This is a genomic window from Achromobacter sp. MYb9 (assembly GCF_002975275.1).
Lineage (GTDB): Bacteria > Pseudomonadota > Gammaproteobacteria > Burkholderiales > Burkholderiaceae_B > Achromobacter.
In genome coordinates this window covers 107,959-121,464 of the sequence record NZ_PCOQ01000017.1, presented here as the reverse complement: position 1 = coordinate 121,464, position 13,506 = coordinate 107,959, and the positions used below count along the sequence as shown (strand labels likewise).

General features: G+C 67.1%; 12 protein-coding genes. 6 read left to right on the top strand and 6 right to left on the bottom strand.

Annotated elements, in window-relative coordinates:
- Positions 1-113 precede the first annotated feature (113 nt).
- Entirely contained in the window at positions 114-887 is a 774-nt protein-coding gene (locus CQ050_RS21905; RefSeq protein WP_105558942.1) for a Crp/Fnr family transcriptional regulator, read from the top strand.
- 3 nt (positions 888-890) lie between these two features.
- Here CQ050_RS21905 and CQ050_RS21900 read toward each other — a convergent pair whose 3' ends face one another.
- Together CQ050_RS21900 and CQ050_RS21895 are read right to left on the bottom strand one after the other, a co-directional pair.
- Positions 891-1,709: an SUMF1/EgtB/PvdO family nonheme iron enzyme gene (locus tag CQ050_RS21900; RefSeq protein ID WP_105558920.1), complete on the bottom strand. Its 819-nt coding sequence runs from the start codon at positions 1,707-1,709 to the stop codon at positions 891-893.
- Between the two features lie 104 nt (positions 1,710-1,813).
- A complete protein-coding gene (locus CQ050_RS21895) occupies positions 1,814-4,099 on the bottom strand; it encodes a nitric-oxide reductase large subunit (protein WP_105558919.1) in 2,286 nt (761 codons plus the stop codon).
- Positions 4,100-4,331: 232 nt separating this feature from the next.
- On the opposite strand from CQ050_RS21895, the gene CQ050_RS21890 reads away from it, so the two are divergent.
- Complete coding sequence (locus CQ050_RS21890; protein ID WP_105558918.1) at positions 4,332-4,790, top strand: MarR family winged helix-turn-helix transcriptional regulator; 459 nt, start codon at positions 4,332-4,334, stop codon at positions 4,788-4,790.
- Positions 4,787-5,491 (top strand): aspartate/glutamate racemase family protein, encoded by a 705-nt coding sequence (locus CQ050_RS21885; RefSeq protein ID WP_105558917.1) that lies wholly within the window; start codon positions 4,787-4,789, stop codon positions 5,489-5,491. Before CQ050_RS21890 ends, CQ050_RS21885 begins: the two co-directional genes overlap by 4 nt.
- A 6-nt stretch (positions 5,492-5,497) precedes the next feature.
- On the opposite strand, the gene CQ050_RS21880 is transcribed toward CQ050_RS21885, so the two are convergent.
- Positions 5,498-6,208, bottom strand: coding sequence for a Crp/Fnr family transcriptional regulator (locus CQ050_RS21880; protein ID WP_105558916.1), 711 nt, complete (start codon positions 6,206-6,208; stop codon positions 5,498-5,500).
- Positions 6,209-6,381: 173 nt separating this feature from the next.
- Between CQ050_RS21880 and CQ050_RS21875 the strand changes: the two genes are divergently transcribed.
- Both CQ050_RS21875 and CQ050_RS21870 read left to right on the top strand, forming a co-directional pair.
- Positions 6,382-8,064, top strand: coding sequence for an acyl-CoA synthetase (locus CQ050_RS21875; protein WP_105558941.1), 1,683 nt, complete (start codon positions 6,382-6,384; stop codon positions 8,062-8,064).
- Positions 8,065-8,104: 40 nt separating this feature from the next.
- A complete protein-coding gene (locus CQ050_RS21870) occupies positions 8,105-9,874 on the top strand; it encodes an acyl-CoA dehydrogenase (RefSeq protein ID WP_105558915.1) in 1,770 nt (589 codons plus the stop codon).
- Between the two features lie 81 nt (positions 9,875-9,955).
- Here CQ050_RS21870 and CQ050_RS21865 read toward each other — a convergent pair whose 3' ends face one another.
- Positions 9,956-11,182: an MFS transporter gene (locus CQ050_RS21865; RefSeq protein ID WP_105558914.1), complete on the bottom strand. Its 1,227-nt coding sequence runs from the start codon at positions 11,180-11,182 to the stop codon at positions 9,956-9,958.
- 115 nt (positions 11,183-11,297) lie between these two features.
- On the opposite strand from CQ050_RS21865, the gene CQ050_RS21860 reads away from it, so the two are divergent.
- A complete protein-coding gene (locus CQ050_RS21860; protein WP_088590441.1) occupies positions 11,298-11,753 on the top strand; it encodes a helix-turn-helix domain-containing protein in 456 nt (151 codons plus the stop codon).
- Here the strand turns inward: CQ050_RS21860 and CQ050_RS21855 are convergent.
- Positions 11,750-12,751 carry a pyridoxamine 5'-phosphate oxidase family protein gene (locus CQ050_RS21855; RefSeq protein WP_105558913.1) on the bottom strand — a complete coding sequence of 334 codons (1,002 nt, stop codon included), beginning with the start codon at positions 12,749-12,751 and terminating at the stop codon, positions 11,750-11,752. The genes CQ050_RS21860 and CQ050_RS21855 overlap by 4 nt on opposite strands.
- 31 nt (positions 12,752-12,782) lie before the next feature.
- Positions 12,783-13,412, bottom strand: a complete 630-nt coding sequence (locus CQ050_RS21850) for a glutathione S-transferase family protein (protein WP_105558912.1) — start codon at positions 13,410-13,412, stop codon at positions 12,783-12,785.
- Positions 13,413-13,506 lie beyond the last annotated feature (94 nt).

Sequence of the window (13,506 nt, the reverse complement as noted above, 5' to 3'; positions counted from 1 at the left end):
CTGTAGCGCAAACTGGCGGCCAGGCATCGCCCGCGCGCGCATTGCCGGCACAAGGCGGCGGTGTCACCATCAAGCCGTGGAAACTGCACCACGCCTTCAAGCGGAGCACCGCGATGTCGTCGCCCCTTTGCCACACGCTGTTGCGCAACCTGGACTTGTTCGCCCCCCTGTCCGATGCGCAATTGCGGGCCGCGCTGCAAGGCGCCACGCCCTGCCGCCTTCAGGCCGGGGCCGTGGCGTATGGCCAAGGCGCGCCCGGCGCGCACTTCTTCGTGCTGCTGCACGGTTGCCTGAAGGTCACCCAGGTCACGCCCGACGGCGAGCAGATCATCGTGCGCTACGTCAACCCGGGCGACATGTTCGGGCTGGCCTGCGCCATGGGGCAGGCCTGTTATCCGGCCACCGTGGCGGCCGTGCAGGAAAGCGTGTGCCTGGCATGGCCCGCGTCGGCCTGGACCCGCTTCACCGCCAGCCATCCGCAACTGGCCTCCGCCGCCTTGCACACAATGGGACAACGCCTGCAAGATGCGCACCAACGCATCCGGGAACTTGCGAACGACGACGTCGAACAACGCGTGGCGCGCACCCTGCTGCGGCTGGTCGAGCAGACCGGGTTGCGCACCTGCGACGGCGTCGATATCGGCTTTCCCATCACGCGGCAGGACATTGCCGAAATGACGGGCACCACCTTGCACACCGTCAGCCGGCTGCTAAGCGATTGGAAGCAACGCGGCATCGTCGGGGGCAGCGCACGCATGCGTATCGTGCTGCGGTCGCCAGCGGCGCTGGCCCGCCTGTGCGGACACGTCCCCGCCCTCGCGGATTGCGCCGCGTGCCTGTCGTGCCGGGACGGCGCGCCCCCGGCCTCGGCTGCCCTGCCCCATTGACCCTTACCGAGCCTGCATCACCAGGCGCAGGCCCAGGTTCGCGGGTGGCACGCCGACCGAACACGCGCCGTTCTTGGGGTGTCGGATAAAGTCCGGCAAATACGCAATGTGCCGGCCCGCCGCCACGCGAATGCCGCAATTGCCGCTCGGGACGCCCTGGGACGGCCCGTCGCCTGCCGGCTCTTCAGGCGCGCTCAGCTCGCGGCGCACATGGCAATCCGATGTCCAGTCCCACACGCTGCCGGCCATGTCCTTCACGCCGTTGGCGTTGACGCCGAACGCGCCAAACGGGCGCACCGCGTCATCCGTCCGCGCGCTGCCTTGCTGCGCGTATTCCGCCAGCCAGCGCCGCGCGGGGTCTTCGCGGTCCGGAAACACGGTCGCGGGCGCCTCGCGAAACACCTCGCCCGCCGCATACGCCCACTCGGCGTACGTCGGCAACCGGAACGGCTGCCCCGTGCGCGCCGACAGCCACGCGGCGTAGGCGTTGGCGTCGGTCCAGCTGATGCCGATGGCGGGCCGGTCGAATGCGGACGCCCGCCGTTGCCCGGCATCCAGGGCCTTGCATCCGCCCGCCGCCACGCATGCCGCGTATTCCGCCTGGCTCACCTGGCGGGTCATGATGGAAAAGCCCTTGGGAAAGCGCGCAAGCCGCGGTACGGGCGTTGCGGGGAAACCGTCTTGCAGCACCTCGCCGGGTGGCAGATGGCGCAGTTCGCCCGGGGGCAGGCGAGTCAGTTCCGGCAAGTCGGAGCGGGCCGGGTCAGCCGGCCCGCAAGCGGCCGTCAGCAAGGACAGGACCGCGATGGAAAGGAAGCGCATACGAGGCTCCGGAGGTCCCGCGCCGAGCCGGCGCGGGCAAGTCTCCATTGAACCGGCGGACGGGCCCCGCGACGTTGCGCTGGCGCAAACGCGGGGCCGCTGCCCTACCCCCGTGCCGTCCTGGTTTGCAGGCGCGGTTCGGCCAGCGCGGGTCTGGCGCTCAACAGCCCCAGGATCACCTGCAGCACCATCGCCAGCGCGCCCAGCAGGAACACCACGTCGCCAAACGTCCGGCCCCAGCGCAGTGTCTTCAGCAGGTCTTGCTGCATGAAGGCTTCGCTGCGGGCAAACCACAGCCCTTCGCTGACGCTGGCATGGAACTGGATCAAGCCGATCGGCAGCAGGCTGGTGAAGATCATCAGCGCCAGGCCGATGTTCAAGCCCCAGAACGCCAGTTTCATCAGGCCGGCGCTAAGCGCGTACTGCGGACGGATGTAGCGCAGCACCAGCAGCGTGAACCCCAGCGCCAGGAATCCATAGACGCCAAAAAGTGCTGCGTGCGCATGCACGGGCGTCGTGTTCAGGCCCTGGATGTAGTAAAGCGAGATCGGCGGATTGATCATGAAGCCGAACACGCCCGCGCCCAGCATGTTCCAGAACGCCACGGCCACGAAGCACATCAACGGCCACTTCAAGTCGGCCATCCACGGGGCGCGCGTTTTCAGGCGCCAGTTTTCCCAGGCCTCGTGACCCAGCACGATCAGCGGCACCACTTCCAGCGCCGAGAAGCTGGCGCCCACCGCCATCACGGGCGTGGTGGTCCCCGCGAAATACAGGTGATGGAAGGTACCCGGGATGCCGCCCAGCATGAACAGCGACGCCGAGGCCAGGCTGGCCGTCGTCGCCATGCGGCGCGACACCAGCCCCAGCGTCGAGAAAATGAACGCCAGCGCCGTGGTCGCGAACACTTCAAAGAAGCCCTCGACCCACAGATGCACGATCCACCAGCGCCAGTACTCCATCACCGTCAGGTGCGTGCGTTCGCCGTAGAAGAAGCCCGCGCCGTAGAACAGGCCGATCGCACCGACAGAGGCGGTCAGCAGCGCCAGCAGGTTCTTGTCGCCGCCCGGCTTGCGCAAGGCGGGCACGATGCCGCGCAGCATCAGCACCAGCCAGAAGCAGATGCCGGCGAACTTGCCGATCTGCCACAGCCGGCCCAGGTCCACGTATTCGTAACCCTGATGGCCCAGCCAGAAATTCAGCTCGGGCGGCATGATCTGCGCAATCGCCAGATAGTTGCCGGTGAACGACCCGGCAACCACCAGCACCAAGGCCCAGAACAGGATGTCGACGCCCGCCTTCTGGAACTTTGGATCGCGCCCGCCATTGATCAGCGGCGCCAGGAACAGGCCCACGGCCAGGAAGCCGGTGGCGATCCAGAACAAGGCGCTCTGGATGTGCCATGTGCGCACCAGCGAATACGGGAACCACTGCGACACGTCGATGCCGTAGAACTTCTGGCCTTCGACCGTGTAGTGCGCCGTGAAGCCGCCCAACAACACCTGGAAGCCAAACAGCGCCACCACCAGGAACAGGTACTTGCCCAGGGCGCGCTGCGACGGGGTCAACGCGAACGTGGTCAGCGGATCACGCTCGGGGGCCTTGGGTTCGTCTTCCTCTTTGCCCCGCAAGAAGGCCCACGCCCAGACCAGCAGGCCGATGCCCGCCAACAGCACCACGACGCTGATGATGGACCACATGACGTTTTCGGCGCTGGGCTGGTTGCCGATCAGCGGCTCGTGCGGCCAGTTGTTGGTGTAGGTGACGGATTTTCCTTCCCGCTCGGTTGCCGCCGCCCATGCCGTCCAGAAAAAGAACTGGGTCAGCTGCGTTCGGCGCGCCGCGTCAGGCAGGGTGTTTTCCTTCATCGCGAAGCTCTCGCGGCTTGTGTGCAGCGCAGGCGCATCGGAAAACAGCTGATCGTAATAGCCGGCGGTCTGGGCAATGGCGCGCGCCCGGCGCGGGCTGACGGTCAGCGTATCGGTGGCGGCGTCGCTGCGGTTGGACCGGTATTCGGCCTTCAGCGTTTCGCGCAGGGCCGCCTGCGCGGCGGGCGCCAATTGCGCGTAGGCTTGGCCATGTTCATCGCGCGCGGCCAGATCCAGCCATGCGGTCAATTCGCGGTGCAGCCAGTCGGCCGTCCAGTCCGGGGCCTGGTAGGCGCCGTGCCCCCAGATCGAACCCAACTGCATGCCCCCCACGGATTGCCAGGCGGTCTGGCCGTCCAGGATGTCGTCGCGGCCAAACAGGCGCGTGCCGTCCGCGGTGGCGACCGTGCCCGGGATCGGGGGTGCGTGCCGGTAGACCTCGCCGCCATAAAAGCCAAGCAGTGCGAAGGTGATCGCCACGACGGCGATCAAGGTGAACCATAATTTCCGATACGGACCCATGATGGGAACGCCCTCCAGTGTTGCGGTTAGTGGGGTGTGTCCTCCCTTGCGAATTCCGTGCCAGGAAAAAACGGCGTCAAATCAACCGCTTGAAATCTGGACGGTAGTTTTGACCCGAACCAGAAAGGGTATAAATCACTACCAATAGGTTCTTTCTACCCTGACACGTCGGGTCCCGCCTTCTACAATCGTCCGCAGCACCCCTGTCTTTCAACCCAAAGGAACCGACCGCATGGCCACGGGCAAGCCCGACGCGTGGAGCCTCTTTCTGACCGCGCATGCGCTGGTGGTGGAGGAAATAGAAAAGCGGCTATCGGCCGCCGACCTGCCGCCGCTGGCGTGGTATGACGCCCTGTGGGCGCTGGAACGCGCGCCCGACGGTACGGCGCGCATGTTCGAAATGGCGGAACGCATGGTGATCGCGCGCTACAACCTGACGCGCCTGATGGACCGCATCGAAGCCGCGGGCCTGGTGGAACGGTTCCGGTCGGACGAAGACCGACGGGCCACCTATGCCCGGCTGACGCCCAAGGGCCGCGCCCTGCGGCTCCAGATGTGGAAGGTGTACGGACCCGCTATCGACGAGCTCTTCCTGTCGCAATTGCCCGCGCCGCAACAGGCGGCGATGGCCGAGAGCTTCCGCCACATCGCCCGCCACGTGCGTGCCTTGAACAAGGCCCCTTCCGAATGAACACCCCGCCGCTACACATCGGTATCGTCGCCTGCTCCGCCGAGGGCGCGGCGCTGTGCTACCGCACGTTGTGCGCCGAAGGCGCGCAACGCATGGGGCCGCACGCGCACCCTGAAATCTCGCTGCACACGCATTCCCTGGCGGACTACGTGGCGTGCCTGGACCAAGGCGATATGCCGGGGGTGGGCGCGCTGATGCGGTCGTCGGCGGACAAACTGGCGCGTGCGGGCGCGGACTTCCTGATCTGCCCGGACAACACCATCCACCAGGCGTTGGCGCATGTGCTGCCGCAGTCGCCGCTGCCCTGGCTGCACATCGCCGAAACCGTCGCTGCCGAGGCCGTCGCGCGTGGTTACCGGCGCGTCGGCATCCTGGGCACCCGCTGGCTGGTGGACAGCAACGTCTACCCCGACAAGCTGGGCGCGCTGGGGCTTGCGGCCGTGCGCCCCAGCCAGGAAGACCGGACGACGCTCGCCCGCATCATCATGGACGAGCTGGTGTACGGCGTGTTCAAGCCCGAATCCGTGGCGCGGCTTGCCCGCATCATCGCGACGCTGCAAGACGCCGGCTGCGATGCCGTGGTGCTGGGCTGCACCGAGCTTCCGCTGGTACTGAACGACGGCAATTCCTGCCTGCCCACGCTGGATTCCACCCGTATCCTGGCCCGCGCCGCCCTGACCCGCGCGCTACGGCGCGGCTAGGCCTTTTCAGATCTGATCGCGCCCGTATTGCCTCAGGCGATCCAGGCTAAGGACCTTGATCTGGTTGTACGCCAGCGCAAGCATCCCCAGGTCGGCCAGCGCCTGCAACGCCTGGTTGACCCGCTGGCGCGACAAGCCGGTCAAAAAGCCCAGTTCTTCCTGCGAAATGGCCAACGTCAGGTCCGTGGACGGATACAGCTGCGGGTTGAACAACTGGGCAAGGGACTGCGCCACGCGCGCATCCGCATCCAGCAAGCGGTGGTTCTGGATGGACGCGATGAATTCGCCCATCCGGTCATTCAACTGGCCGATCACGAAGTGAGAAAACGGCAGGCTGGCCGACAACAACGCATGGAACGTGGCCACCGGTACCTCCATCACCAGTGACGGCTGAATCGCCACCACGTCGTACTTGCGGAGTTCGCGCTTGATAACGCTGCCTTCGCCGAACCACCCGCCCGGCGGCACGCCCGAGAACGTGCAACTGCGTCCCGACTCGTTGTAGATCGCCAGCTTCAACAGGCCGGCGTGCACGCCCAGCCAATAGTCCGACGGCGCATTGCGCCGCGCGATCCACGCACCGCTGGCCACGTGTTCGGCGCGCGAGGTCGCCAGCACCAGGTCCTGGTGGCGGGCGTCCAGCGCACCGAACCAGGCGCATGCCTGGAACAGCCGGGACAGTTCGGTGGCGGAAACAGTGTTTGAAACATCGAACATGGGCAGAACCGTGTAAAACTTGGATTTCGCGGGTCGGCCGGCGGTCTGTCATGCAGGCGACAGACAGTATTTTCCGGCCCGTCCTAAGCTGGCGCAAGCGACGGGAATCAACGTTCCCGAAATAGATAAGGGGCCCCCTGCGCCCCGCCCGGAGACAACGCATGAGCAGCAGCATGTTCGACCACGGCCTGACGCGCCGCGACGCCAACTACGAAGCCTTGACCCCCGTGGATTTCATTGCGCGGGCGGCGGAGGTCTACGGCCACCGCCTGGCCGTGGTGCACGGCACGGTCCGGCGCACCTGGGCGCAGACGTATGAACGCGCTCAGCGGCTGGCGAACGCGCTGTCGCAGGCCGGCATCCGCCGCGGCGACACCGTCGCGGTGATGCTGCCCAACATCCCGGCCATGGTCGAGGCGCATTTCGGCGTGCCTATGCTGGGCGCCGTGCTCAACACGCTGAACACCCGGCTGGACGCGCCCAGCGTGCTGTTCATGCTGGGCCACGGCGAAGCCCGCGCACTGATCGTCGACACCGAGTACGCCGACGTCGCCCAGCGCGCGCGCGCCGAATTCCCGCATCTGAAGATTATTTCCGTGCACGACCTGGACGGCGCGCCCGCCACCCTGCCGGGCGCAACCGACTACGAGGCCTTCCTGGCCGGCGCCGCGGCCCGCTACGACTGGCAGCCGCCCGCCGACGAGTGGGACGCCATCGCGCTGAACTACACGTCCGGCACCACCGGCGACCCCAAGGGCGTGGTCTACCACTACCGCGGGGCCTACCTCAACGCGGTCAGCAACATCCTTGAATGGGACATGCCCAAGCACGCGGTCTATCTGTGGACCCTGCCGATGTTCCACTGCAACGGCTGGTGCTTCCCCTGGACCGTCGCCGCCCGGGCCGGCGTGAACGTGTGCCTGCGCAAGTTCGACCCCAAGACCGTGTTCGACCTGATCCGCGACGAAGGCGTCACCCACTACTGCGGCGCGCCCATCGTGCAAAGCGCGCTGGCCAATGCGCCGGCCGAGATGCGCGCCGGCATCACGCATACCGTGCGCACCATGGTGGCGGGCGCCGCGCCCGCGCCCGCCGTCATCGCCAAGATGCGCGACATCGGCTTCGAACTGACCCATGTGTACGGACTGACGGAAGTCTACGGGCCGGCCGCGGTCTGCGCCCGCCAGGACGCCTGGGACGCGCTGGACGACGATCGCCGCGCCCTGCTGACCGCTCGCCAGGGGGTGCGCTACCACTTGCAGGCCGGCATTTCAGTGCGCGACCCCGACACAATGCAAGAGGTGCCCGCCGATGAGCAGACCGTGGGCGAGATCATGTTCCGCGGCAACATCTGCATGAAGGGGTACCTGAAGAACGAGCGCGCCACCGAAGACGCCTTCGCAGGAGGCTGGTTCCATACCGGCGACCTGGGCGTGATGACCGCCGACGGCTACGTCCGCATCAAAGACCGCAGCAAGGACATCATCATCTCGGGCGGCGAGAACATCTCCAGCATCGAGGTCGAAGACGCGCTGTACCGCCACCCCGCCGTCGCGGCCGTGGCGGTGGTGGCCATGCCGGATCCCAAATGGGGCGAAACGCCCTGCGCCTTCGTCGAACTCAAGCCCGGCTGCACCGCCACCGCCGAAGCCATCATCGCGCATTGCAAGCTGCTGCTGCCGGGATTCAAGGTGCCTCGCGCCGTGCGCTTCGGCGAATTGCCCAAGACCTCCACCGGCAAGATCCAGAAATTCGAACTGCGCGCCGCAGTGGGCGCGACCCGGGCCATCGACGTCGCCGCGCCCGGCCCCGCACCGGATTCCAAACCCGGTTCCAAACCCGATCAGGCCGGCTGAACACCGGCCCCGTACAACCCTATCCAGGAGCTCCGACGCCATGACGTACCAAGCCCCCGTGAAAGACATGCTGTTCGTGTTGAACCATCTGGCCGGACTGCCGCAAGTTGCCGCCCTGCCCGGTTTCGAGGAGGCCACGCCCGACACCGCCCAGGCGGTGCTGGAAGAATCCGCCCACTTCACCGCCGACGTCCTGGCGCCGCTGAACCACCCCGCCGACCGCGAACCCAGCGCCTGGCGCGACGGCGCCGTCACCACCTCGCCGGGTTTCAAGGAGGCTTTCCGCCAGTACACGGAAGCCGGCTGGCAGGGCATGTCGCATCCGGTCGAGTATGGCGGCCAGGGCCTGCCCGGCTTGATCGGTTCGCCGTGTTCCGAAATGCTGAATGCCGCGAACCTGTCATTCGCGTTGTGCCCGCTGCTGACCAATGGCGCCATCGAGGCGCTGCTGACGGCCGGATCGCCCGAGCTGAAAAAGCGCTTCATCGGCCCCATGATCTCGGGCCAATGGACCGGCACGATGAACCTGACCGAGCCGCAGGCGGGCTCGGACCTGGCCATGATCCGCACCCGTGCGCAACCGGTGGGCGACGGCACCTACCGCCTGTCGGGCACGAAGATCTTCATCACCTACGGCGATCACGACCTGACCGAGAACATCCTGCACCTGGTGCTGGCCCGGTTGCCCGATGCCCCCGAAGGCGTCAAGGGCATTTCGCTCTTCCTGGTGCCCAAGTTCCTGGTGAACGAAGACGGCTCGCTGGGCGCCCGCAACGACGTCGCCTGCGTGTCCATCGAACACAAGCTGGGCATCAAGGCCAGCCCCACCGCCACCTTGCAGTTCGGCGACGAAGGCGGCGCGCTGGGGTACCTGGTCGGCCAGGAGAACCGTGGGCTGGACGCCATGTTCATCATGATGAACGCCGCGCGCTATGCCGTGGGCGTGCAGGGCATCGCCATTGCCGACCGCGCCTATCAGCACGCGCTGGCCTATGCCGCCGAGCGCGTGCAGAGCCGCCCGGTGGACGGATCTTCGCGCGAGGCCGTGGCCATCATCCAGCATCCCGACGTGCGCCGCATGCTCGGCACCATGCGCGCCTTGACGGAGGCCGGCCGCGCGCTGGCCTACGTCACCGCCGGCCATGCCGACCAGGCGCACGCCAACCCCGATCCCGACGCGCGCCGACGCCATCTGGCCGTCCAGGAATTCCTGGTGCCCATCGTCAAGGGCTGGTGCACCGAAATGTCCATCGACGTGACCAGCCTGGGCGTGCAGGTGCATGGCGGCATGGGCTTCATCGAAGAAACCGGCGCGGCCCAGTACTACCGCGACGCCCGCATCCTGACCATCTACGAGGGCACGACCGCCATCCAGGCCAATGACCTGGTCGGCCGCAAGACGCTTCGTGACGGCGGCGCCGTGGCTCAAGCACTGCTGGAAGCCGTCCGCCAGACGGAAGCGGAATTGGAATCGCGCAGCGAACCGGCCGCCACCCTGGTGCTTAAGCCGTTGCGCCAGGCACGTCTGGCATTGGGGAATGTGGTGGACTTCGTGCTGGCCAACGCCGCCAGCGCCCCGAACGCCGTGTTCGGTTCGGCGGTGCCCTACCTGCTGCTGGCCGGCACCACCCTGGCCGGCTGGCAGATGGCGCGCGCACTGCTCGTCAGCCTGGACCGCCAGCATGAAGACCCCGAGTTCCACCAGGCCAAGATCGCCACGGTCCAGTGCTATGCGCTGCACAAACTGACGCAGGCGCCGGGGCTGGCCGCCGTGGTGCTGGGCGCCAAGGACTACGACATCCAGCCGTAACCGTACTTGTAGACGCCAGACCGAAAGACCGCGATTTCGCGGTCTTTCGCATTGGCGCGCAGGGCTTGCAGGACTGCCGCTTCAGCACCGCAGCGCCGCTGCCGCCGTCTTGCGCGGCAACGTCACCGCCCAAAACAGCAGCGCCGCCACGCTGATGCCGGCGCCCAGCACGCAGACGCCAAGCCATCCCGCCCGCGCATAGGTCGCCGTCGACGCGATGGCCCCCAGTCCGCTGCCGACCGCGTAGAACATCATGTAGGCCCCCACCAGGCGACTATGCGCCTGCGCGCTGATGCTGAAGATCATCGTCTGGTTGGTCACGTGCAGCGCTTGCAGCCCCACGTCCAGGATCAATACGCCCAGCGCCAGCGCCCACAGGCTTTGGTCGAGCATGGCGATGGGCGCCCACGCCAGGCACAACAGCAACAAGCCCGCCGCAGTGGTGCGCTGGCCCAGCCCGCGGTCCGCCCACCGGCCGGCGCGCGCCGCCATCAGCACGCCCAACACGCCCACCAGCCCGAACGCGCCGATGGCCGTGTGCGACAGGGAATACGGCGGCGCGGCCAGCGGCAACACCAGCGCCGTCCAGAACGCGCTGATCGCCGCGAACATCAGCAGCGCGATCATGCCGCGCACGCGCAACACGGGTTCTGTTGCCAACAGCGCATACAGCGACCGCAGCAGCGCCCAGTACGACAGGTTCGCCACGGGCAAGCGGCGTTGCGGCAAGCGACGCATCAGCACCCAGGCCAACAGAGCCGCCAGCGCCGCCGACACGAGATACACCGCGCGCCATCCCCACGCATCCGCGACCAGCCCGGCCACCGTCCGCGCCAACAGCAGGCCGATGACCACCCCGCCCTGCGCGGCGCCCACGACCCGGCCGCGTTCCGCCGGCGCCGCCAGTGCGGCGGACAAGGCCAGCAAGCCCTGCGTCATCGCGGTGCCCAGCAGGCCCAACGCCACCATGCCCGCCAACAGCCACGGCGTGCTGCCCGCCAACGCCACGGCGCCTAGCGCCAGTACCAGCAACCCCAACTGTCCGATCATCAGCCGGCGGCGGTCCAGCAGATCCCCAAGCGGAACGACGAACAACAAGGCCAGCGCGCACCCAAGCTGGGTGGCGCTGATGACGATGCCCACGGCGCTATCGTCCAGCATGAACTCGCGTCCGATGGCGTCCAGCAAGGGCTGCGCGTAATACACGTTGGCCACGCTCAGTGCGCAGGCCACCGCCAGCAGCATCACCAGCCATGTCGGCATCGGCGCCGCGGCATCGCGTTCGGAGGCGTCGGATAGGGAAGGCATCGGATTTCCAATATGGTTTTATTACGAAACCAGAATGCTAGATCTTAAGGTTTTATAATGCAACCATTAAGTTCGATCCGCCGTCATCGCCATCCTCTTGTTGAAAGGGCCCGACATGGTCAAACGCACCAGCCTTGAAGGCGCCGCCTGCCCGGTGGCCCGCTCGTTAGACGCGATTGGCGACTGGTGGTCGCTGTTGATCGTGCGCGACGCGTTCGACGGTTTGCGGCGCTTCGGCGAATTCCAGAAGAGCCTGGGGGTGGCCAAGAACATCCTCAGCGACCGGCTGCGCACGCTGGTCGCCCACGGCATTCTTACCGCCGTCCCCGCATCGGACGGCAGCGCCTACCAGGAATACGTGCTGACGGAAAAGGGCCGCGCCCTGTTTCCGGTGATCGTGGGCTTGCGCCAATGGGGCGAAGACCACTACTACGCTCCCGCCGAAGCGCACTCTACGCTGATCGACCGCAAGCGCGGCCAAACGGTGCGCCGGCTGGAGATCCGCGCACAGGACGGGCGGCTGCTGGACCCGGAAGACACCGTGGTGCAAAAGACCACGCCGGGCGCTTAGGGCCCGGGCGCCTGCCCCGACGAATCGGCATCGGCCGCCGGCCACTGCCCCGTGGCCAGCGCCGTCGGCGAATACGCATCGAACGTCCACCGCAGCGCCAGCGCCCCCGGCCGCCACACCGCGCGGCGCACGTCCACGCGCCACAGGCGCTCTGCCCCGGCGAAGGCATCGATCTCGGGACTATCAAGGATCACTTCCGCCCGTCCCGACAGTTGCAGGATGTCGCCGCGCGCGAAATCGATGAAGACCAGACCCGCGCGCGGATTCGCCGCCAGATTGCCCAGCGTGTTGAAGAAGCGGTTGCCCGAGAAGTCGGGAATCGTCAGCACGTTGCCGTCGACGCGCACGAAGCCGGGTTTGCCGCCGCGATGCGACACGTCCACCGCGCGACCGCCGCGCGCGTCGGCGTCGACATAGCTTGCGACAAAAAACGTATCAGAGGCCGAGATCAATGCGCGCCCCGCGTCGTCCAGCCCATCGCGCACGCGTGCCGCGCCAGGAAAGCGCAATGACGGCGCGCGCGAAAAATGGAAATCCCGCGACTGGATGTATTGCGGGCAATTGCCGAACGATTGGGCCACGGCGACATCGAAGCGCTTGCCGTCCCAGGCCGCGACCCGGCCATTCATGCGGTTGCGGCGCCGGGTATGCAGTTCGATTCCCAGCAGACCGACTGCCTGGTCCGGGCCCAGGCCGGCAAGCAGGGGATCGTCGGCATCCGGCACGGCCGCCACGCGCAGGGTTCGCGCGTCGGGCGACACCGCAAATCCCGGCAGCCCTTCCAGCACGCCCGCCCACGGATCGCCCTGCTCATCCACCGTGCCCATCACTAGGAAAGGCAACTGGGCGAAGAACTCGCGATGCTGGTCCGGCATATAGTCGCGCACGACCTTGGGGCCTATTTGCGCCATGCGGTCGGCCACGCCCGCGCGGGCTTGCAGCCGCCGCTCGCCTGCGTGCCAGGGCGGCGAATCCAGGACAGGATCAGAAACGTTCATGACGTGCTCCTTGCCGGCATGGCGCCGGTGTTCAGGCGGCTACCAGACCCGCGGCCGTGCTGGCCATCGGCACGAAGCGCGGCAGGCTTTCGATGCGGGCCAGCCACGCGCGCACATGCGGATAGTCCGCCAGCGACACGTTGCCTTCCGGCGCATGAGCCACGTAGGTATAGCAGGCCACGTCCGCGATGGTCGGCGCGTTGCCTGCCAGGTATTCGTGCTGCGCAAGCTCGCCGTCCATGACGGACAGCAAGGCATGCGCACGCGCCAGCGTGGCCTCGACATCGAAAGACGCGCCGAAGACCGTCACCAGTCGGGCCGCGGCCGGGCCGCTCGCCAAGGGGCCCGCGGCCACCGACAACCAGCGTTGCACGCGGGCCGCGCCAGCGGGATCCTCCGGCAGCCAGGCCCCACCGCCATGGCGCTTGGCCAGATAGACGAGGATGGCATTGGAATCCGCCAGCACGACACCGTTGTCGTCGATCACCGGCACTTGGCCGAACGCGTTCATGGCCAGGAATTCAGGACGCTTCTGTTCTTTCTGACGCAGGTCCACATCGACGCGGCGGTGCGGCACGTCAAGCAGGGACAGCATCAGCGCGACGCGATGCGCGTGGCCGGACAAGGGAAAGCTGTAGAAGGTCAACGGAGCGGTCGTCATGGAATTTCTCAAGAGGATGAATCGTGGCTCCATCTTGATCCTGCATGCGCGGGGCGAGAACAGCCAGCCGCCGCAAGACACTCTTGCGCACGGT